Here is a 22,823-nt window from a genome sequence, read left to right as displayed (position 1 = left end):
TGATTAAATAAAACCCGCCAAGTGCGGGTTTTATTTTTGTTTAAGCCATCTACATCGCAAAACTAACTGACTAGGGTTGCTGACCTTTAGTGTTTAATTTTGGGTCAAATTAAACGCATGATGAACGAGGCGCGACCCGTGACGCTTAGTCAACTAAGCAAGCTGGGCGCAACAAGGTTCAGCAGGTGTTTAAATGAACCCTTCGGGCAGCGCCAAAGCGTAATTTATTCAGCGTTAGCTGCTGGTGGCGGAAAATATACGGCACGGCACATCACCTGCCTAACCTAAATCACGCTCTGCTAGCTTAAAAAGCAACCAGCAAAGATAAACAGCCCATAACACAAAAATTTTATATATTTCACTTGAGTTCCAGTGGTGCAACTTCTACACTGCCCTAGTGTTATATTTTTGTTATCAAATATTAATCTTTGATGTACTAGGGCTAAGTTCATCAAAGCGATAGTTCGTCAATTTCTCGACCATGCAATATTCCATTACCTTGTGATACTTCGGCGGAGGGATCCGCCTATTTTTTTGACGAGTAAGCAACGATATTTGCCAAATTGCGAGGTATTCACTTGCAAGCCTAAGGCAATTACGCCAAGGTACAGCAACCTCAAATTCCTCGACCAACAGCGGTTATGAAATCATCTCGTTTTATCCTTGGCGTGTTAACGCTTGTACCTTTCATCACCTCAGCCCATGCCGCTACTAGCAACGGTCACACTCAAGCCGGTGGCCTGTTAGCAAGCATCGTTATTATGATGTTGGTTGGTGGCTACACCTTGCTCAACATTCCGCTGCAAGCGCTGTTTTATTTTAATGGTCAGTACCAAAGTGCACGCTGTGTGACTTGGCATAGCGCCATTGGTATTGTCGTGGCGCTTATTGGGGCTGGCGTTGCCATTTACGATCAGCGCACAATGGCTGAAATGACATTCTATTTGGGGTTGGTACTGGTCGCCATTGCGCTTGCCAGCCTGCCGTTTTTAATCAAAAGTAGCGCCAAAGCGCCCAGTGACAATGCCGGATTTTACCTGCTAGCCGGCGCAGTCTGTTACATGATGCTCGCGGTGGCGTTCTCTCCATTAATTGCGCCTTTTGCTATCGGCCTCGCGCTAATTGCTGGCCACTGGCACACCAACACTCGCTTGTTCAGCGCTGTGCGTTGGTTATTGGTGCTGGTAAGCATCGGCTGGTTTATCTACCAGCTCAGCGAAATCTACCAACAGATTCTGACGAACCATTAATGTTGCTAGCCCAATGACCACACCAACCTTGTGCGATAGGTTATTAACTGACATTCGCCAATGTCAGTTGTGTCAGGGCTTACCGCTCGGCCCTAAGCCAATATTGCAAGCCGGTAGCAACGCCCGCATTTTAATTGCGGGCCAAGCGCCGGGCCAGATTACCCATCAACGCGGCCGTCCGTTTGACGATGCCAGTGGTGAACGATTGCGCCGCTGGTTAGCCGTCGATCACGACACCTTTTACGACCCCAACCAATTTGCCATTGTACCCATGGGCTTTTGTTATCCCGGCAAAGCCAACGGCGGCGATGCCGCACCTCGGCCAGAATGCGCCGCAACGTGGCGCGCCCCCTTGTTAGCTGCCTTGCCTAATATTGAGCTAACACTATTGCTTGGTCGTTATGCCATCGCTTGGCACTTAGCGGGTACGGTATTCGCCAAACAGCCACTTGCGCAGATCACCACTCATTGGCAACAATTATGGCCGCAACTGATGGTATTACCGCACCCGAGTCCACGTAACAACCGCTGGCTGGCGCAACATCCTCAGTTTGAAGCGCAGCAACTACCTCGGCTACAACAACGCATCGCTAGCCTGCTGCACACATAACCACAGCCCCTAAACACTCTGGAGCCTAACCATGTATTTTCTTGATGCGGCAATTGCTCAGCAAATTGTTGACCGCACCATGCGCATTATTCAGCACAACATTAACGTGATGAATAGCCAAGGCGTCATTCTCGGTTCCGGTGATAAAAGCCGTATCAATACGGTGCACGAAGGTGCGCTGTTGGCGATTAGCCAAAATCGCGCCGTGACAATCGACCAAGGCAGCTTGCAGAGTCTGCAAGGTGTGAAAGCAGGGGTTAATTTGCCACTGCATTATCATGGGCAAATTATTGGGGTGGTTGGCATCACCGGCGATCCAGCGCAGTTAGGCCATTTTGGTGAACTATTGAAAATGACCGCTGAAATGATGGTGGAGCAAGCCAACTCGCTCGAGCAGAAACAATGGCATCGGCGGCAACGCGAAGAGTTTATTTTGCAGTTAGTGCGGCATGAAGGGCCCCTGCCGGACAGCATGCAGGCCTGGGCGCAGCAGCTAGATATCGATTTAAACCAACCGCGGGTGGCGGCGCTCATCGAACTCAATGGCGATGAAGTGTCATCCACTACGCTCAAAGATATTCAGCAACTGTTGGAATATCCACAGCGCGACAACTTGGTCGCGATGACCGCCATGGATCAGTTAGTGATCCTCAAACCAGCATTTTTGGATGGTAAAAGCTGGGACCCACAGCTGGAAGATGCACGCATTGAAAAACTGCTGGCGCGCTTACCAGCAGACACCAAAGGACGGGTAAAAATTGCCTTGGGGCATTATTTCCCCGAAGCTGGCGGCGTCCAACGCTCCTATCAAACCGCGTGTGAAACACTCAAATTGGGCAAGCACACCGCACCAGAGCAAACCAAATATCTGTATCAAGATCACGCCTTATCGGTGTTGTTATCGTCGCTCGGCCACGACTGGCGCGGCCATGAGCTAGCAATGCCATTTATCAAATTGCAACAGCACGATCGTCGTGGCGTGTTAGTGAAAACCTTGCGCGCCTATCTGCAACACTTTGGCGACCAACAACGCTGCGCCGATGCGCTATATGTGCACCGCAACACCTTGCGTTATCGCTTAGAGAAGATTGCCGAGATCAGCGGCATCGACCTCGCCTCACTCGATGGCTTGCTGCAACTCTATCTGGGTGATGTCCTGAGCCGCCTCGAACCGGCATAACTTTGTGCAAATGTACAAATAACTGCACTAAAGTGGCCTAAGTTCGGTAGTTTTTTCTAAAGCTAAAGCTTAATTGCCTCGCTCATAATGGCTGAGCTGTCTGTTTTTACTAAGGCAGCACAACAAAACGCCATTAAAACACCCTATAACAACAATTAAGGGACACCTATGAGCTTGGTATTAACCCTGTTAGCGGTGATCATTTTTATCGTGATTGCCACCACCAAATTTAAACTGCATCCATTTCTGACGCTGTTACTGGCGTCATTGATTGCTGCATTTGCCTTCGGCCTGCCAGCCAAAGACATTACTAAAACCATCAGTACCGGTTTTGGCAATATCTTAGGTTACATCGGCTTAGTGATTGTTTTGGGGACAATCATCGGTACGATTCTTGAAAAAAGCGGCGCTGCCATCACCATGGCAGATACCGTGATTAAGCTGATTGGCAAGCGTTTTCCAACGTTGACCATGTCGATCATCGGCTACATTGTGTCAATTCCTGTGTTTTGCGACTCAGGTTTTGTCATCTTGAACAGTTTGAAACAGTCGATGGCTAATCGTATGAAGGTGTCCAGTGTGGCGATGAGCGTGGCATTAGCCACTGGCTTATACGCGACACACACCTTTGTGCCGCCAACACCGGGCCCAATTGCCGCCGCAGGTAACTTAGGGCTGGAATCAAACCTCGGTTTAGTGATTGCTGTCGGCTTGCTGGTATCCGCCGTCGCGGCGATTGCTGGTATGCTTTGGGCCAACCGCTTTATGGAGGTTGAGCCTGATGGTGAAGGTGCCGAAGAACTGCTGCAACAAGCGGAAGAGTTCGACAAACTTAAAGCCAGCTACGGCAAGTTGCCGAGCGCTATGGCATCGTTTGCGCCGATTTTCGCGCCGATTGTATTGATCTGTCTCGGTTCCATCGCTGCCCTGCCGGCCAAACCGTTTGGTACTGAGACTGTCTTTACTGTGCTGAACTTCCTTGGTCAGCCGCTCAACGCGCTGCTGATTGGTTTAGCCTTGTCGCTGCCGCTACTCAAATCCACCAACCGGGTGCAAGAGTTCACCCAACGCATTTCTGACGGCTTAATCGCTGCGGCACCGATTCTGCTGATCACCGGTGCTGGCGGTGCTTTTGGTGCCATCATCAAAGCGACCGATATTGGCACTTACCTTGGCTCGACATTGTCAGATCTGGGGATTGGTATCTTCATGCCATTTATCGTGGCGGCGGCACTCAAGTCGGCCCAAGGTTCATCAACCGTTGCGCTGGTGACTACTTCGGCCATGGTCGCGCCGATGTTGGCTGATATTGGTCTGGGGTCAGAAATGGGTCACGTGCTCACGGTAATGGCAATTGGTGCTGGTGCCATGACGGTCTCTCACGCCAATGACAGCTTCTTCTGGGTCGTGACTCAATTTAGCCGTATGAGCGTGTCGCAAGCTTACCGCGCGCAAACCGCTGCCACTGCCGTTCAGGGCGTTGTGGCCGTGCTGCTGGTTTGGTTGTTGAGTCTGATTTTACTTTAATGCCTGCGAAGCCACTGCCAAGTGGCTTTCATGTTGTAACAGGAACCCCCTATGAAAATAGTGATAGCGCCTGATTCGTTTAAAGAGAGCCTAAGCGCACTGGAAGTCGCCGAGGTGATTGCCGAGGCATTTGCCGCCCATCTGCCCGATGCACAATTTGTTAAAGTGCCCGTCGCCGATGGCGGTGAAGGCACGGTGCAATCCATGGTGGACGCCACCGCTGGCGAGATTATTCACAAAACTGTGACTGGCCCAATGGGGCAACCGGTAGCAGCGCACTACGGCATTTTGGGCGCCGACAGCAGCTTTGGTGCCAATACTGCGGTGATTGAGATGGCCGCCGCATCGGGATTACACCATGTGGTCGCCGCTGAACGTAATCCACTGCTGAGTACCAGCTACGGCACCGGTGAATTAATTGCCGATGCGCTCGACCGCGGTATTCGCCACATCATTCTCGGCTTAGGCGGCAGTGCCACCAACGATGGCGGCGCGGGCATGATCCAAGCGCTCGGTTATCAATTGCTGGATAAACATGGACAAGCGCTGCCAGCAGGCGGGGCAGCACTCGCTGAACTGCACCACATTAACGTCGTGCGCCAACATCCCGCATTGGCGGAATGCACCTTTGATGTCGCCTGCGATGTCGATAATCCGTTATGCGGTGAGCGTGGTGCCTCAGCCATTTTCGGCCCGCAAAAAGGTGCCACAGCCGATATGGTGAAGCAACTTGATGCGGCATTAGCGCACTTTGCCCAAGTTGCTGAGCAGCAAGGATTCCGTGATGCGCAACATACTGCCGGCGCAGGCGCGGCTGGCGGCATGGGCTTTGGCGTGATGACGTTCCTTGAAGGCACACTGCGTCCCGGTGTAGATATTGTGATGCAAGCGGTCGGCTTAGCCGATAAAGTAGCCGGGGCCGATTTGGTGATCACCGGTGAAGGCCGTATCGATGGGCAAACGGTGTTTGGCAAAACACCGATGGGCGTGCTGCGCGTCGCGAAACAGCAGCAAGTGCCCGTGATTGGCATTGCTGGTTGCCTTGGGGAAGGTGCCGACAAAATGCTGGAGCAAGGCATGTGCGCCATTTTCGATATCATCCCATCGGCCAGCGATTTAGCGCAGGCGTTAGCCAATGCGCGCCCTAACCTGCATCGCGCTGCCAGCAACATTGCCGCAGTATGGCGCTTGGGGTTACAACATCACTAATCCCCTAGACAATATTCCGTTTGACGTAAGTTAACGGCAACGCTCAAAGGCCAACAGTTTAAGCAAGCTGTTGGCCTTTATTGTTTCTCGCTACATTCATCTGCTCGCCATGTTCGCCTTGAACAAATATCAACCACTAGCAATCCCCCACAGCTAGACATTAGTCGACTTTTTGCTGCAGTCAGCCGTTGCCAGCCTGTTTTTTTGGTCGATAGCCCAAAGGCTTGCTTATGCGATGCTTGTGTGGATAAATGGCTTGCAGTAAAGTGTCCCACCATTCTTAGGCCTGCATATCAGGCACTATTTGCGAGAACTGTTCGATTCATGTCTGCCAGTAAATCACGAAAGGCAACCGCCTCTGCAGCCAGCTTATTGCGTATTTTTACGGTGCCAGAAGCACCAGAATCGACGCTGAGCAAAATTGAGCATGCGCTATCTGAAGATCTGGAAGGTTTTTTAAGCCAAAGCATTGTGGCGTTGGAAAAACCGCTTCACGAAGTCGAAGAAGATTTTTGCGCTTTTGAGATCCCCGACGAGCCGACCTTTGTCTCCGACTACACCGAAGAGATGATGCAAAGCTTAGTGGCTCACTCAGTACACACTGCGGCACCAAGCTTTATTGGGCATATGACCTCCGCCATGCCCTACTTTGTGCTGCCATTGTCAAAAATGATGGTGGGCTTGAACCAAAACTTGGTCAAGATTGAAACCTCAAAAGCCTTTACGCCGCTGGAGCGTCAAGTGCTCGGCATGATGCACCACTTGATCTACGGTCAAGCACATGACTTCTATCAACACTGGATGCACAGCGCCGATCATTCATTAGGCGCCTTCTGCTCTGGCGGTACCGTGGCTAACATCACCGCCTTGTGGATTGCCCGTAACCGCTTGTTAAAAGCCGATGGCAACTTTGCTGGCATCAATGCCGACGGGTTGATGGCGGGCTTACGCCACTACGGCTGGAATGACCTAGCCATTCTGGTGTCCGAACGCGGTCACTATTCATTAGGCAAAGCCGCCGATCTACTCGGTATTGGCCGCAATAACATTGTGGCAATTCCGACGGACGCCAATAACCGTGTTGATGTCGATGCCATGCGCCGCACCGCACAGCAACTGCACCAACGTGGTGTGCGGGTGATGGCGATTGTCGGCGTCGCTGGCACCACCGAAACCGGTAACATCGATCCACTGCCAAAACTGGCCGACTTAGCCAGCGAGTTAGATTGCCACTTCCACGTGGATGCCGCTTGGGGCGGTGCCAGTTTGATGTCGAATACCGCGCGGCAACTGCTGCAAGGCATCGAACGCGCCGACTCAGTCACCATTGACGCACACAAACAGATGTATGTGCCGATGGGCGCTGGCATGGTGATTTTCCGCGATCCGGAATTGGCCCGTGCGATTGTGCATCACGCTGAATATATTCTGCGGCGTGGTTCTAAAGATTTGGGTAGCCAAACCTTGGAGGGTTCACGCCCAGGGATGGCGATGTTAGTGCACGCCTGCTTACAGATTATCGGCCGTCAAGGTTATGAAATTCTGATCGATAACTCGCTACAAAAAGCGCGTTACTTCGCCGATGTCATCAAACAACATCCTGATTTTGAGCTGATCAGCGAACCTGAGCTGTGTTTGCTCACCTATCGTTATGCACCGCCATATGCGCAGCAAGCACTGACGCAGGCGATTGCCAGCAACGATTGGGATAAAGTTAGCAAAATCAATGCGGTGCTGGATGACCTCACCCGCAGCATTCAAAAAAGCCAGCGTGAGCAAGGCAAGTCGTTTGTGTCACGTACTCGCTTGCAGCCGGCACGTTACCAACGGCAGACCGTCACCGTGTTTCGCGTGGTGTTGGCGAATCCATTGACCACAGAACAGATCCTCAAAGATGTGCTTAATGAAGAGCTGGAAATTGCCGCTGACAAAACGCATCTGCTAGCTAAATTGGCGCAATTGTGTCGTTAAGCCTTGGCTCAGCGGGTGTTTACCGCTGAGCAACCTGCCCCGCGCCGCTATCACACCGTAGGTAGCGGCAGTTTATTCGGCCAGCGAATTTCAAAACTGGCGCCGCCGAGATGTTCACAACGGCTAATTTCTAGCTGACCACTGTGCCGCACCGCGATTTGATGGCAAATATATAACCCCAAGCCAAACCCCATGGTGTCACCACCGGTGTCACCGCGCGCGAATGCTTGTTTCAGCGCTTGATGTTTATCTTTCAGCCCAACACCATCATCACTGACCATAATGCGGCATTCATAGTCGTTAATACTCCAACGCAAGTGAATGCGTTGTTTGGCATAACGCAACGCGTTAGTCAGCAGGTTTTGCACCGCCACTTGCAGCAGTTGTAAGTCGTAAACACATGACTGCTCATCGACATCAAAACTGATATTGATACGTGATTGGTACACGGCGAATTTATCTTTGAGTTGTGCCGCTAACGTGGATGCCGGAAGCCGTTGTAAATTGATCTCCGGTTGCTGGTATTGCTCCCGCGCAAAGGCGAGATAGTCCTCCACTAAGCTATTAATCTCATCAATATCTTTTTGCAGCCGCAATGCGTATTTGCCGTCGATATGGCTCTCGATGGATTGCAACACAAACTCCATACGTGCCAGCGGGGTGCGCACCTCATGCGCCACAATATTGGCCAAATCTTTTTGCAGTGCCTCAGACTCCATATGGCGCACCGACATGGTTTCCAGTGTGTGTGCTAGCGGATAGACACTCGATGTCGGTTTCACATCTATGGTGAGTCGTTGCGGCTGCTCGGCGAACAGCATCGCCGCCCGCTGCACCCGCAGCAGATCGCGGGCAATCGGATACAGCAGCAGTAACAGCAGCAAAGCCAAGGCGGTGTAGAAAATCGCTGTAAAATGGTGTTCAGTTTCGGCCCACAGCGAACTATCATCATGCAGCGGCCCTAACGCCAGTAAGATTTCACCATCAAGCCGATAATAGGTCAGTCGCTCATCTGCTAATTTCACTGCCACCGTATTACCTTGGCGCAACTGCTCGGCAATTGCCTGCGGAAACTGCACCGCTTCACGCGGCAAGGTCGTCACTAACGATGGCTGCGAAGTTAAACTGGCTTGGTCAAACAGTTCTCGCACCGCCACTTGGTAACTATCTTGCGGTGCCACTAGCGTTTCAAACAGCTTGCCAAAGCCCACCAGCAGGCCGATAACACTAACAATCAGCAGTAAGTAAACCCGTAAAAATTGCTTATGCATCTTGTACCAACGTTAAAATATATCCCTGTCCCCGTAGTGTGCTGATGCGAATATCACCACAGCCACAAGCTTCCAATTTTTTACGCAAGCGGCAGACTTTCAAATCCGCCGCACGGTCAGTACCGTCATACGGACGCCCCACAATCTGCTCAAACATGTGATCGCGGCTGACTGGCTGTTCGGGATTTTTGATGAACAACCACAAAATATCGAACTCTTGATTAGTCAGCGGCACCGCTTTGCCATTAACACTGAGCGACTTAGAACGCTCATCAAACTGATAGTCGCCCAGTTGCGCCATCGCGTTATCATCGCTACGCCGCGAATGACGCAAGCAGGTTTTAATCCGCGCCAGCAGGATCTGCGGTTTTACCGGCTTATTGATGAAATCCACCGCGCCGGTATCGAGCGCTTGCACATGGGTGAGATCGTCACCTACCGCGGTAAGAAACATTAGCGGTGTGGCGCAAACGGCCTGCAACCGCTCGGCTAGCATAAAACCGTGGGTATCGGGCAGCATTAAATCGCAAATGACCAAATCAAACGGATGCTGGCGGGCATACTGCAACGCTTGCGCGCCATTGACCGCATGCCACACACGAATGCCCTGCTCTGACAGAAAATCGGCAATCAGTTCCGCCAGTGGTAAATCATCTTCGATCAGCAATAGGCGCTTGTTCTGTAGCTTGACCATTAGTAACTCCAAGAAAAGCGTCGGCGCTTGCGAGTGGGCGGACTATAGGTGGCTAAGGTCATTGCTGCGGTAGCCAGCTGTTCGCCGCTATTGGCGTCGATAATCTCGACATTGAGCGCTTGCCGAGTGGTGATAGTTAAACTGATTTGCTGCTGCTCGGCCGCGGGGTAACACTGACGCACCGAGGCGCCGGGGATCACCACACAAATCGCTGGGGCGGCCGTATCGTAAAAGGAAAGTTGTAATTGAGTATGGCAGACGCCGCTGTCGTCTAAAATGCAGGTTTGCGGTAACAGGTTCAGCTCTGGTTGCGCCGCCAGTTGAGGCGCAAGCAATAACATGAGGATGACGATGAGCTGGGACGTTTTCATATCAAAAGTGCAGATTGAACCCAATAAAACCGCTGAGATAGTTATCCTTCTCCAGCAGCGGACTATCCAACAACTGATGATTTATCCATGTTTGGTTAACTGACACCACCCACGAGAGATCCGATGTTAACTGATAAGTGGCCGCGAGTTGTAAGTAATAGTTATTAAGTGAGCGGTCGGTCACTAATACATCACGCCGTCGCCCAGATTCCTCGCTACGTAGACCGTAATAATAGTTATTTAGCTCGGCGTTTTTCATCACTGCGCCCGCTTCCCAAAACAGCTTTAACCGATTAAACGTATAGCGCTGTTTAGCCGCTAAGCGATATTCAATGCCACCATTGCCCTCGGTAATATCTCGCGCCGCACGCCACGACAAGTCGGCAAATGGGGTGATGGCGGTAAATTCCACCCCCGCCATGTAGCTCAAATCTCGTTTAATGTCGCGCAGATCCATTTTGCCTTGCAACGGAAAGCCAACATTGGGAATGTATTTGCTGATATCGAGATAATTTAGCCGTTGCTTATCGGTGTTGAATAGCAGGCCGTCATCATTGAGGTAACCGACAACATCGATGATAAAAGTGTCGGTTTCGAGCAAGGTGTAACCGAGTTGCAGGTTTTCAATATAGAAGCGCTCGCCGTAGTAATACCACTGCGGTAAAACAAAACTTTCAAAGCTATCACGCTGGCGCAACGGGGTTTCAATCGCGGCATAGCCTAAGGCTAAGTCGAACCCCCAATCATCAACGGCAACATGATCATGCTTATCGCCCGCAACTTCGGCGTACACCGACAGCGGCAATAACAATCCAGCCAAACACCATGTCCGCAGACATCTCATGCAGCAATACCTTGTTTGCTAAAAATTCATCACCCGCCAGTAAGTTATCAGCATGTAAACTTGAAAGCGCTATCACAGCGGTCAAATGATACAAAATGCTACATATCACTACAATTCGCTACCGGATACTTCGTGACCTGAACTGAGCACTCGTGGTTATTTTTATAACAACTCGATAACACTTCTAGCATTTTATCGAGTGCCAAATAACAACAACTCACTCAAACATGAAGGATAGAATAATGAGAGCCTGGTCATCCCGACTACTTGCGCTCGCGGCAATCGGCGCCAGTATCGCCGTGACGCCAACAGCAATGGCGCAAAAACATCTGCCACAAAATCTACAACAAATGGTTACCGCCTCCTCCAGCATCATTGCCGGTGAAGTGCTTTCTGTGACCGATGGTTTTGACGGCCGCAACCGCCCCTACACCGAAGTCACCATTCGAGTATCTATGGATGCCAAAGGTAAATTAGAGCAAGGCAGCGTATACACCTTCCGTCAATTTGGTCTGTTAAAGCCACGCTCAATGGGTAACGGCAAGGTGTACCTCGGCGTATCGCCAGAAGGCTTTGCTAAATGGCATGCAGGCGAGCAAGTGGTGGCGTTCATGAACCCTGACTTTGGCGGTGGCTTGCGTTCTACCGTGGGGTTAGAGCAAGGAAAATTCAATGTCACTAACGGCAAAGTCGCCAACGATTTAGGTAACAGTGGCCTGTTCGACAACATGAATAACGTCGATTTAGCCGATGAAGACCGCAATATGATGACCAATCCTACAGCTGTCGAACTGTCGAGCTTTATGGGATTAGTCGTTAAGTTAGTGGAGGCCAAATAATGAAATTTTCACGTATCGCGGCCGCCTTATTAGCCACTATCAGCACGGGCGCATTGGCCGGTGGCCCTTTATACATTCACGAACCAACCATGAAGCCATACAAGTGGGACACCAGCAAAGGACCGATTCCGGTTTATACCGATGGTGGTCCAGTGATCATGGACGCCCACGGCAACCCGGTGAAAAGCTTTAGCGTGTTGGAAAAAGGCACCACCTTTAATTTAGATATCACCCTGCCAGACGGCTCTGTATTGCCGAAATACACCACGCTAGATCGCGACTATACCTTCTTGACCGTCGACCAAGCAGACGCAGTCACCGCCAATGCCATTCATCAATGGTCAGCCGTGGAAACCTCTACTTTTGAGATGACCATTCAAGGCACTATCGAAGAAAAAGCCGGTATCGCAGATGTCAACGGCAGCAACGCTGAGCAGATCATCTATGCCGAAAACGGCTATGGTTTCTGGGTAAACTACGACACCGATGGTCAGATCTTGGAACAATACTTTGGCGTACCACGTGACCAAGTATTGGGTATCGCCTTCCCAGAATGGGCTGATGAAGCCACTGGTGAAATTGTCGAAGCCACCGCGACCATGAGTGGCTGGTATGTGTCTGTTGAAGACACTGACGGTGCAATGGTTAATGGCGTATTCACCCACGAATTTGGCCACGCCATCAACATGTCACACTCACAAGCCAACGGCCAGATTGCCTACTTCGCCCGAGGTTATCAGCCAATGTACGACGGCGTACCGGGCTGCGAAGGCACCACTAAGTACACCAGCTCAGCCAATCTGCCACTGAGCAGTGTTGAGACCATGTTCCCGTTTATTAACGTGTTAGGTGAAGGTGGCCGCGAGCAAGCATCGGTCAACGTGCGTGACGACATCGTCAATATTTCAGACCTCTATCCAACCGCCGATTACCTTAGCAGCACTGGCACAATCAGTGGCACGCTGTACACCAAAAACGGTATTGAATATTCCGGTATCAACATGGTGGCGCGTAACTTAGATAACCCGCTGTATGACGTAATCACCCAACAGTCAGGCAACCAAACACAAGGCTTGATAGGCCCTGACGGTAAATTCACTATCCACGGTTTAACGCCGGGCGGCCGCTATGCGCTTTATATGGAGCGAATTGTTGCCGGTGGTTACCCAACCACGCCGACAGCAATTCTGTCTGAAGCCGAATACTGGAACGAAGACGAGAGCAGCAACCCAGCGACCGATGATGCCTGTGCTATCACGCCAATTGTGGCGCAAGCCGGCGTGACGCAACAAGTTGATATGTACTTCAATGGCTATCAAGATGGCATAAAGTACACACCATTAGTGCAAGCGTACGTACAAGATCATGCTAAAAATGGCCAACGTGCCTTGGGTACCACTCAAGGCGGTAGCATCTTCTTGTATGATTCCACCAAGAAAGTACCTTTTGTCACCATCGCGAATGCCGCGGGTTACGCCATGTTGCAAGCCGCCAACCCGGCAATGGACAAAACGGCCACCAAAGCGGCTGGAGTGGCCGACTTTAACGGTGACGGTGTAGCGACGCCTGCAGTATGGGATATTCGCTCTAACAAGATCACCCCACTGCCCGATCCAAGTAATGGCACTTGTACCATTGATTCAGATGCAGGTAAGTCATCAGCGTCCGTATGGGATATCTCTGACGACGGCAAAGTGATTGCTGGCACGGTGCGCAAGCCAAGAAATAGTGATGAACTCATCTGTGCCGAGGGCGCAGGCGGCGCAAGTGATGGCCTGCCAGTCATCTGGCGCAACGGCCAATTGGAGTATCTCGACCTGACTGGTTTACGCAATGTACCTTGGGTACGTGCCGACCGTATTGCTGGCAACGGTACCACCGTGACAGGCATGATGAACGGCAACGGCCAAGTAGCGTGGGTGAATGGCAAATTCCGTGATATCGATGCAGAGTTTGGTGCGACAGATGGTTCCGTTATCTCTAGCGATGGTCGTTATGTGGCATTTGGCGCGTTGGATCTCACTGTTCGCGGCCGTCCATCTAAAGGCGTGCAAGTGTGGGATACCCATACGGACCAGCTACGTGATCTTGGTGGCCTGCGTTGGTGTGACGATATTCAGGCTTACAACGCCATAGGTATCAACTACTGTGACCGCGGTTATGACCACGACTCGCTGGTAGCGAATGGCGTAGGTTTACCACGTGTCACCCTAATGGATGCCAACGATGACCTGACGATGATGACAGCTCGTGCGGGTAGCATTCTGTCTGGTGGCTTTACTGGTGCCATCTACGTTGAAGGTTTAGGCTGGATGACCACCGGCGAATTCTTTGGCAAACAAGGTGTAGTTGAAGCGTCACAGAGCGTGATGGACAACCCGTTTGGCTTGAGCGCTGATGGTTCGAAACTGTTTGGCGGCTGGGCTGGTGCAGCCATTACCTTCGACGTAAACATGGACAAAGCCTATGTGTGCGACAACGGGGTAAACAAAGAACTGAGCTTCCCGAAACAAGTGGTGGCCGCTGTTAAGAAAGGCGCCGAGTTTGGCCGCTGTGAACACTTAAATGACCGCTATTAATTAGCGCGTGCTAAGCCCATCTGCCACAGATGGGCTTTCATTTTCTGCGGCCGCTCATCGCTTGCTTCCTCGCCAACCCTTTACCAAAAGCAGCAAGCTCTCTCGTGAGAACAATAGTTTACAATTTACCAACATCCAGCCAACCACCTCACCAACATTCACAGGTATGCTAATCCGGTGAACCACATTTGATTAGCGCCCCGCGCCATCATCACTAACACCAACCACAGGGAAAGCATGATGAAAACACCTTTATTACTGGTTGCCGTGCTTGCGGCGCCGGTATTGGCCGAGCCATTCTCGCCACTGGATGTGTTCGATCTGGAATATGCCACCAACCCACAGATCTCACCTAACGGCAAACAGGTTGCTTATATCCGCACGGCGATGGATATCAAAACTGACCACAGCTACGGCAATTTGTGGTTAGTAAACAGCAATGGCGGCCAACCGCGGCCAATCACGTCAGGGCCACACAACATTGCCTCCCCGGTGTGGTCGCCCAACGGCAAGCAGTTGCTGTATGTCAGTGACCAAGACGGTAGCAACCAGCTGTATCTGCGTTGGTTAGATAACGGCGACACCGCGCGGCTCACCAATGTGACCGGCTACCCGACGAATCTGAGTTTCTCACCTGATGGTAAATGGATTGCCTTTACCCTGCCGGTTGCCGTGCCAAGTAACAGCTTTGTCACTATGCCTGCCAAACCGAAAGGCGCAGAGTGGGAAGCCGATGCCACAGTGATCGACAAAGTGTTTTACCGTGCTGATGGCGCCGGTTATTTAAATGATGATGTACGGCAGCTATTTATTATGGCGGCCAACGGCGGCACGCCCCATCAACTTACCCATAGTGCTTACAGCCATGGTGGGGCTTACAGCTGGGATGCTGACAGTAAATCTATCGTTTACAGCGCCAACGAACATGAAGATTGGCAGTATCAATCGGCCAATAGTGAACTGTATCGGGTCACTATCGATGGCAAAACCAGCCAATTGACCGATCGCAATGGCCCAGATAACTCGCCAAAAGTGTCGCCAAACGGCAAGTACATCGCCTATTTAGGCTTTGATGATCAGAAGCTCGGCTATCAAAACGTCAGCTTGTACCTGATGAACCAAGACGGCTCTGGCGCCAAACTTATTAGCAACAAGCTAGATCGCTCCATCAATGACATAGCGTGGAGCGAAGACAGTGATGGTTTGTATCTCAGTTATGACGACCAAGGTCACACCAAACTGGCCTACACCACGCTCGGTGGCAAGCTGACTGATATTACCGCTGATGTAGGAGGCGAGGATATTGGCCGCCCTTACGCTAGCGGCAGCTTTTCAGTGGCAAATGGCAAGATTGCCTATACCCAAACCGATACCAGCCATCCCGCCGATGTTGCCGTAGTAAGCAAAGGCAGTAAGCCAACACGCTTGACCAACTTAAATAGCGATCTATTTGCCTTTAAAACTCTGGGGAAAGTACAAGAGTTCTGGGTTAAATCCAGCGCTGATGGGCTACCAATTCAAGGCTGGCGCGTATTGCCACCGGACTTTGACCCGAAAAAGCAGTATCCATTATTACTTGAGATCCACGGTGGTCCGTTTGCTAACTATGGTGACCGCTTTGCTGCCGAGATGCAGTTGTACGCTAACGCTAGCTACGTGGTGGTGTATATTAACCCACGCGGTTCAACCAGCTATGGAGCTGAGTTCGCTAATAAAATTCATCATAACTACCCTAGCCAAGATTATGATGATCTGATGAGCGCGGTCGATGACACCATTGCCCAAGGCTATATCGATAAAGATAACCTGTTTGTCACCGGTGGCTCAGGTGGCGGCGTGTTAACTGCGTGGATTGTGGGTACCACCGACCGCTTCCGCGCTGCCGTGGTTGCCAAACCGGTGATTAACTGGGCTAGCTTCGTGCTGACGGCCGACTTCAGCCCGTACTTCACTGAGTATTGGTTTGACAAAATGCCGTGGGAAGACCCTATGGGCTATTGGCAACGTTCACCGTTATCACGCGTGGGTAACGTTACTACGCCAACCATGCTGCTGACTGGCGAGCAGGATTATCGCACACCGATTTCAGAAACCGAGCAGTTCTATCAAGCATTGAAACTGCGCAAAGTCGATACCGCAATGGTGCGTATCTCCGGCTCTGGTCACCACATTACCGCGCGACCATCTAATTTGATGCGTAAAGTGGTGTATGTGATGGCGTGGTTTGATAAGCACAAAAAGGCTGAAAAATAATTCAGCGAATTCTACATAGCAAAAAGCAGAGCCGCGGCTCTGCTTTTGTTTTCTTTGGCAAACTCACTTAGCCATTAAGTGCTTGTTGATGTTGCTCAATTAAGCGCTTCAGGCGCTCCGTGCCTTTAACTTCTGCCACCGCGTAAGTGTCATCAGCCATCGGCTGCACCACTTGGTAGTAACACTTAAGTTTCGGCTCTGTACCAGACGGGCGCACCACCACACGAGACTGATCGGCCAAGTGATACACCAGCACATCACTGCTTGGCAGCGTAAGTGGGTGTTCACCTGCACTATCGGTGCGTACACCGCGTTTGATGTCTTCCACGGCGATGATATCAATACCGCCAATCTGTTGTGGCGGTTCAGCGCGCAGACGACTGCCAATATCCGCACTGTCGGCGTTCAATGCAATGCTCACTTGGCGATTCAAGTACATGCCGTGCTGACGGTAAATCTCATCCAGATGCTGCCACAAGGTTTTATCTTGCTGCTGCAACTCCGCCATTAATTGGGCGAATGCCAGCAGTGCGGTTAAGCCGTCCTTATCGCGCACTAAACTACCAATGGTGTAACCAAGCGCTTCTTCATAAGCAAACAGGAACTGATGCGCATCATCTTCTTGCTGCATCGCCACATTGGTTAGCCATTTAAAACCAGTTAAGGTGGTATAACTCTGGCCGTCAGCCGCTGCGGCAATCGCCGCTAGCATGGAGGAAGACACAATGGTGGTGCCCACTAACCGTTGCTCAGCGGGCGCTTTGGACAATAAATAATGCCCCAGCAATAAACCCACTTGGTCGCCGCTCAGCAGTTGGTAATCACTACCGCGTTTTACTGCAACCGCAAGGCGGTCAGCGTCAGGGTCATTAGCACAAGCGATTAACGCGTCATGTTTACGCGCTTCATTGATCACCAGATCCATCGCCCCCGGCTCTTCGGGGTTAGGGAACTTAACCGTCGGGAAAGTGCCATCGGGCTCTTGTTGCGCCACCACCGAATACACCTGCTTAAACCCCGCCTGCTTCAACAGCAACTTAGCCATCTTGGCGCCAACGCCATGCATCGCGGTGTATGCAATGCCGATATCCGTTGGGGCATCCGATTGCAACAATGGTGACGCGGCCACCGCCTTGGCATAATCATTAAAAAACGGTTCGCCCAGCCAATGCAGTAGCTGTTGTTTTTCAGCTTGTGCCAGCGGTAAGGTGCGCACTTCAGTGGTGGCAGCTTGCTCAATATGCGCGGCAATGCCTGCGTCGTGTGGCGGAATAATCTGCGCGCCATTTTCCCAGTAAACTTTAAAGCCGTTGTATTCCGGTGGATTATGGCTGGCGGTCACCACCACTCCCGCGGCGGCATTGAGGTGTTTTACTCCGTAAGCAACTAACGGCGTTGGACAGACTTGGTTGGTAAGATGGACTTCGATGCCCAAAGAGGTCAGCACTTCGGCGGTGTTATAGGCAAAACGTTTCGAATCTGGTCGACCATCGTAGCCAACCACCACACCACGTGTCGCGGCATCTTTCACTTGCGCCAATAAGTATTGGCCGAGGCCAGCGGCGGTTTGACGGATCACCAGCAGGTTCATGCGGGTGGGGCCCGCACCAACGATGCCGCGTAAACCCGCAGTACCAAACGCTAACCGACCATCAAAACGCCGCTGTAGTTCTGCTTCATCACCGGCATTGATTAATTTAGCCAGCTCATGTTGGGTGGCTGGATCGGGATCGAGTGCTAGCCAGTGTTTTAACACTAACGCCAATTGGCTATCCATAGAATTACCTTCCAAAAACTTACTAGGGGATCAGGGTATGCAACTTATTGTTATGCCTCAAGGAAAACCTGTCATTCCTCGTCTAACTCATTGCGTATCACCTGTGACAACGGCACATAAAAAAAGCTGCCTAAGCAGCTTTTTTGACGAAACTAAATCTTATTGCTCAGATTTAACATCACTCAGTGACTCGGCAGCAGAGGTGCTGTGAGCATGGTGAGTGTTAGTCAAGCGGCGCATCAGTGGCAATACTGCCAGTGCGATAATGGTACAAACCACCGCCGCATAACCCAGCTTGTTAAACAGGCTGGTGTAGATGTCTAAGGTTTCCAGTGGATCAGTTAAACCTTTTGGTACGCTAGCGAAGTTAGCCACTACACCACCGAGGTATTGTGAAATACCTGAAGCAACGAAGTAAGCCCCCATCATAAAGCCGCCCATGCGTTCTGGCACATAGCGCGCAATCATCGCCAAGCCTAGACCAGATACCAGCAACTCACCCAGTGAGTAGGCACCGTAGCCCCAAATCATGACCCAAGATGATGTTTTACCATCTACCGCGAATTGACCAGCAAAACCGTAGATAAAGAAGCCAACAGCCACGACCGCAAAACCAAGCGCAAATTTGGCCGCAATAGAGATATCTTTGTTGTTACGACCAGCAGTCGCGTACAGATAGGCCAACAATGGACTCAGCAACATGATCCAGATAGGGTTCAACGCTTGGAACTGTGCTGGTGACCAGGTCCACAAATGCACACCAAATATGCTGAAGTCCCAATCAACGTTACGCAGGGCAAACAGTGCCAGTGACGTTGACATCTGTTGATAGAACACAAAGAAGAATACCGTTTGAACGGTCAAAACTAACGCCGCGATCAAACCGGCACGTTCACTTGGCTCACTGGTACGGATCAAGTGGATAAAGATGGCCAGTACCGCGATACCAGCGATGTATACGAAGATACGCGCCAGTGTTTGGTATTCAAGAATGATGGCAGATAAAGCGACTGACGCCAGTGCCAAAATCAACACTATGCTCAACTTCGTTTTATCTACTGGGCGAGTATCAGGCTCTGAACCATACATTTTCAGGGTTTTCGCCATCAGTGCATAGTTACCTAAGCCCACCAACAGACCCACACAGCACACGGCAAACGCTGCATGCCAACCATAGTGAGTGCCTTCATACGTCGCATTCACATAGTCTTTAATCCAAGGAGTCAACAACATGGAGATGGTAGAACCAACGTTTACCGCCATGTAGTAGATGGTGAAAGCGCTATCGATTTTAGAATCGTCGCCTTCATAGATTTTACGTACCAAGTTACCAGCATTCGGTTTGAACAAACCGTTACCGACAACGATTACGCCAAGCGCAGAAAACAGGAACCAAGTGTTTTCAGTTGGTACTGTCATCAGGGCATAACCCAACGACAGAATGGCCGCACCAAGCAGCATTGTACGTTTTGTGCCGAGGACTTTGTCGCCTACCCAACCACCGATAGCGGGTGACACATAAATCAAGGCCGCACACGCACTCCATACTAAGTTAGCACGAACATCGTCGAAGCCTAACCGTTGTACCATGAAGTACACGATCAGCGCTTGCATACCGTAATAACCGAAACGTTCCCACAATTCGATGAGCGACACCGTCATAAACGAATGTGTCTTACTCACCTTAGCCGAGCCAAGAGTCATATCGCTTGCTTCCATCATTGTTGTTATATAAAAGCACAAAGTATATTTGCTGGATATGCTCTAGCCAATGGCGAAATTCAGCAAATATAGACTTTGTTACAAATAATCTGTCTAAATTTTACTCAGCCATCAATAAAGCGTGATGCGAAGTGGCTTCATGCCAAGAAAAAAGAAGAAGATTTATTAATTATTTAGGTTTTATCAATATGTTATGTTGGAATTTATTATTTTTTAGCCAACATATCTTTTAATCCCGCGAAAGGGCTATAAGTCGCAGATGACTGAGCCGATTCGCGGGTATCGCCGTATTGTACCAGTTCTTCGAACCGAGCGTGCTCATTATCATGGCAATACAGGCAAAGTAATTCCCAGTTCGAGCCATCTGACGGATTATTATCGTGATTATGGTCACGATGATGCACCGTCAGCTCGCGCAAGTTTTTATGGGTAAATTCCCGCGCACAACGCCCGCAAACCCAAGGGTAGAGTTTTAACGCCCGTTCCCGATAGCCTTGCTCACGTGTGGCTTGATACTCTCTTGCTTGTGCTAAAACTTGGTCTAATTTACTTGCTGTCGCCATGACAATGACATTCCTAATACAATGCGCTTACAGGGTGTTGTATTCCGCACCGGATAAGTGCAGATAATGACGATATTTCTCGTATTGCGTGACTACATCGGCCTGTAACTGCTCAGCCGTATAGCCCATAACGTCATAATACTGACCGCCATGCTCCAGAAATACCTCCACGCGATAATAGTTTTTATCACTATCATCCGACAAGGTCGGCATGGTGTAACTGCGCACCCGTAGAGCGTAAACAAAAGTTTGCTGCTCATCGCCATCAATGATCAAGCGGATACGATCATTCTCATTATCGTAGTGCAAATCGGCACTGATACCACGCCGCTTAAACTCTTTTTGCACCACAGTTAATGCGTCTTCCGCAATTTGGTCCAGATACGCCCGCGCCTCTTTATAAGATGGGTGCGAGATCAGCACATCAAGATGTTCCTGCCACGGCACACTGGTTTTGGTGTACTGCACGCTGGAGTTGTGCAGCCTAACACTCATCAGTTTCAGCCGATCATCTTTTAACGCTTTGAACAGACCGATGCACATCAAGAACATCACAATCAAAAACGGCATCGCACTGGCGATTGATGCGGTTTGCAACGCTTTCAAACCACCGGCCAGCAACAAGGCTGATGCCACCACACCTTCGGCAAGCGCCCAGAAAACGCGTTGCCATACCGGCGCATTTTCGTCGCCACCAGAGGTCAGATTGTCCACCACTAATGAGCCAGAATCTGATGAGGTCACAAAGAAAGTTACCACCAGACACACCGCCAGAATCGACAGTAACCCACTGAACGGCAGATGCTCGAAGAAGGTAAACAGCGCCACGGATACGTCGGATGACACGGCATCAGCCAAGTATTGCGCACCTTGGTTCATGATGGCGTCAATGGCTGAGTTACCAAAAATGGTCATCCACAGGAAGGTGAAACCGGATGGCACAAACATCACACCGACGAGGAATTGACGAATGGTACGGCCGCGAGAAACTCGGGCAATAAAGGTACCAACGAATGGTGACCAAGAGATCCACCAGCCCCAATAGAACAAGGTCCAGCCGCCAAGCCAGTCATTTTTCTGTTGGTAGGCGTACAAGTTAAAGGTCTTATTGACGATGTCGCTCAGATACGCGCCAGTGTTTTGCACAAAGTGTTGCAGCAAATCCACCGTCGGCCCGACTAACAGCACAAACACCATCAACACAAAGGCCAAGCCCATGTTAAGTTCGCTGAGGATCTTAATGCCCTTGTCCACCCCAGTAACTACAGAAATGGTCGCCAAGCCGGTGATCAGCGCGATAAGAATCACCTGCACTGTTGGTGAAATCGGCAGGCTGTCGCCCACTAAATGATGCAGCCCTGAGTTGACCTGTGCCACACCGAAACCGAGTGATGTCGCCACACCAAGCACAGTACCGATAACCGCTAAGGTATCGACGGTGTGACCGATAGGACCGTAAATGCGTTCACCAATCAACGGGTACAACGCACTGCGCGGCAGTAGCGGTAATTTATGACGATAACTGAAATAAGCCAGACTCAAGGCAACAATCGAATAAATCGCCCAAGCGTGTAAGCCCCAGTGGAAGAAGGTAATTTTTAGCGCTTCTTTCGCCGCTTCCATGGTGCCGGGATCGGCATCAGGTGGCGCCAAGAAGTGCATTACCGGTTCACCGATACCAAAGAACATCAAACCGATGCCCATACCGGCGGAAAACAACATGGCAATCCACGTGCCGTAGCTGTAATCAGGCTCCGAATGATCGGGGCCTAACTTAATGTCACCGTAACGGCTGAGCATGATGAAAACGATAAAGATAAGAAAGCCAGCCACTCCTAAGATATACAGCCAGCCGACTTTGAGTTGCAGCCAATTTTGCACACTGTCAAACAATGTCTGCGCCGATTGTGGCCAAATAACGCCCACAAGCACCAGCGCAACAAGACAAATGACGGACGGATAGAACACCGGACCGTTAATACTGGTTTTAAAAGACATGAACACTCCCATTAGTTGAAAGGTTGTCAAAACAGTGCTTTACCAAGCCAAGCTCGAATAAGTATATGTCAAAACAACCAACTTTCTGCCTTTTGGGTTAATCGTTGTTATATCCAATCTCTATGACGTTATCTTTCCCGCGGCAGAGTGATTCTCCATTAATGG

17 protein-coding genes are annotated in these 22,823 nt (G+C 50.6%); 9 read left to right on the top strand and 8 right to left on the bottom strand.

The genetic code is table 11. The features are described from left to right. Positions 1-641: 641 nt before the first annotated feature. The 6 genes from L9G74_RS03505 (at position 642) to panP (ending at position 7,747) form a co-directional block, all read left to right on the top strand. Complete coding sequence (locus L9G74_RS03505; protein WP_238894897.1) at positions 642-1,250, top strand: hypothetical protein; 609 nt, start codon at positions 642-644, stop codon at positions 1,248-1,250. A gap of 13 nt (positions 1,251-1,263) precedes the next feature. Beyond that, on the top strand, positions 1,264-1,860 hold the full coding sequence (locus tag L9G74_RS03500; protein ID WP_238894896.1) for a uracil-DNA glycosylase family protein: 597 nt from the start codon (positions 1,264-1,266) through the stop codon (positions 1,858-1,860). A 31-nt stretch (positions 1,861-1,891) separates the two neighbouring features. Then, positions 1,892-3,040, top strand: a complete 1,149-nt coding sequence (locus L9G74_RS03495; RefSeq protein ID WP_238894895.1) for a sugar diacid recognition domain-containing protein — start codon at positions 1,892-1,894, stop codon at positions 3,038-3,040. Between the two features lie 168 nt (positions 3,041-3,208). After that, the gene (locus L9G74_RS03490; RefSeq protein ID WP_238894894.1) at positions 3,209-4,567 is read left to right on the top strand and encodes a GntP family permease; all 1,359 of its coding nucleotides are present in this window, start codon (positions 3,209-3,211) and stop codon (positions 4,565-4,567) included. A 51-nt stretch (positions 4,568-4,618) separates the two neighbouring features. Next, positions 4,619-5,776: a glycerate kinase gene (locus L9G74_RS03485; RefSeq protein WP_238894893.1), complete on the top strand. Its 1,158-nt coding sequence runs from the start codon at positions 4,619-4,621 to the stop codon at positions 5,774-5,776. Positions 5,777-6,100: 324 nt separating this feature from the next. Continuing rightward, positions 6,101-7,747 (top strand): pyridoxal-dependent aspartate 1-decarboxylase PanP, encoded by a 1,647-nt coding sequence (gene panP / locus L9G74_RS03480; protein ID WP_238894892.1) that lies wholly within the window; start codon positions 6,101-6,103, stop codon positions 7,745-7,747. Between the two features lie 50 nt (positions 7,748-7,797). On the opposite strand, the gene L9G74_RS03475 is transcribed toward panP, so the two are convergent. Genes L9G74_RS03475 through L9G74_RS03460 form a run of 4 tightly spaced genes read right to left on the bottom strand, consistent with a single transcriptional unit; the run spans position 7,798 to position 10,927 of the window. Further along, on the bottom strand, positions 7,798-9,018 hold the full coding sequence (locus L9G74_RS03475; RefSeq protein ID WP_238894891.1) for a sensor histidine kinase: 1,221 nt from the start codon (positions 9,016-9,018) through the stop codon (positions 7,798-7,800). After that, complete coding sequence (locus tag L9G74_RS03470) at positions 9,011-9,712, bottom strand: response regulator transcription factor (protein ID WP_238894890.1); 702 nt, start codon at positions 9,710-9,712, stop codon at positions 9,011-9,013. The genes L9G74_RS03475 and L9G74_RS03470 overlap by 8 nt, the downstream gene beginning before the upstream one ends. After that, positions 9,712-10,083 (bottom strand): DUF3019 domain-containing protein, encoded by a 372-nt coding sequence (locus L9G74_RS03465; protein ID WP_238894889.1) that lies wholly within the window; start codon positions 10,081-10,083, stop codon positions 9,712-9,714. Before L9G74_RS03465 ends, L9G74_RS03470 begins: the two co-directional genes overlap by 1 nt. Before the next feature lies 1 nt (position 10,084). Next, positions 10,085-10,927, bottom strand: a complete 843-nt coding sequence (locus L9G74_RS03460) for a MipA/OmpV family protein (protein WP_238894888.1) — start codon at positions 10,925-10,927, stop codon at positions 10,085-10,087. Between the two features lie 242 nt (positions 10,928-11,169). On the opposite strand from L9G74_RS03460, the gene L9G74_RS03455 reads away from it, so the two are divergent. The 3 genes from L9G74_RS03455 (at position 11,170) to L9G74_RS03445 (ending at position 16,598) form a co-directional block, all read left to right on the top strand. Beyond that, positions 11,170-11,766 (top strand): hypothetical protein, encoded by a 597-nt coding sequence (locus tag L9G74_RS03455; RefSeq protein WP_238894887.1) that lies wholly within the window; start codon positions 11,170-11,172, stop codon positions 11,764-11,766. After that, complete coding sequence (locus tag L9G74_RS03450) at positions 11,766-14,345, top strand: zinc metalloprotease (RefSeq protein ID WP_238894886.1); 2,580 nt, start codon at positions 11,766-11,768, stop codon at positions 14,343-14,345. The genes L9G74_RS03455 and L9G74_RS03450 overlap by 1 nt, the downstream gene beginning before the upstream one ends. A 240-nt stretch (positions 14,346-14,585) precedes the next feature. Further along, complete coding sequence (locus L9G74_RS03445) at positions 14,586-16,598, top strand: S9 family peptidase (RefSeq protein WP_238894885.1); 2,013 nt, start codon at positions 14,586-14,588, stop codon at positions 16,596-16,598. A gap of 67 nt (positions 16,599-16,665) precedes the next feature. Here the strand turns inward: L9G74_RS03445 and L9G74_RS03440 are convergent, their stop codons facing one another. The 4 genes from L9G74_RS03440 to L9G74_RS03425 form a co-directional block, all read right to left on the bottom strand. Beyond that, the gene (locus L9G74_RS03440; protein ID WP_238894884.1) at positions 16,666-18,375 is read right to left on the bottom strand and encodes a phospho-sugar mutase; all 1,710 of its coding nucleotides are present in this window, start codon (positions 18,373-18,375) and stop codon (positions 16,666-16,668) included. A gap of 159 nt (positions 18,376-18,534) precedes the next feature. Beyond that, positions 18,535-20,079: a peptide MFS transporter gene (locus L9G74_RS03435; protein ID WP_238894883.1), complete on the bottom strand. Its 1,545-nt coding sequence runs from the start codon at positions 20,077-20,079 to the stop codon at positions 18,535-18,537. Between the two features lie 224 nt (positions 20,080-20,303). Continuing rightward, positions 20,304-20,660, bottom strand: a complete 357-nt coding sequence (locus tag L9G74_RS03430) for a YajD family HNH nuclease (RefSeq protein WP_238894882.1) — start codon at positions 20,658-20,660, stop codon at positions 20,304-20,306. A gap of 27 nt (positions 20,661-20,687) precedes the next feature. After that, a complete protein-coding gene (locus tag L9G74_RS03425; RefSeq protein WP_238894881.1) occupies positions 20,688-22,658 on the bottom strand; it encodes a BCCT family transporter in 1,971 nt (656 codons plus the stop codon). Between the last annotated feature and the right edge of the window lie 165 nt (positions 22,659-22,823).

This window comes from Shewanella electrica, from assembly GCF_022321485.1.
Lineage (GTDB): Bacteria > Pseudomonadota > Gammaproteobacteria > Enterobacterales > Shewanellaceae > Shewanella > Shewanella electrica.
Note: the sequence above shows the minus strand (reverse complement) of the source record. Positions and strands in the feature narration are given on the sequence as shown.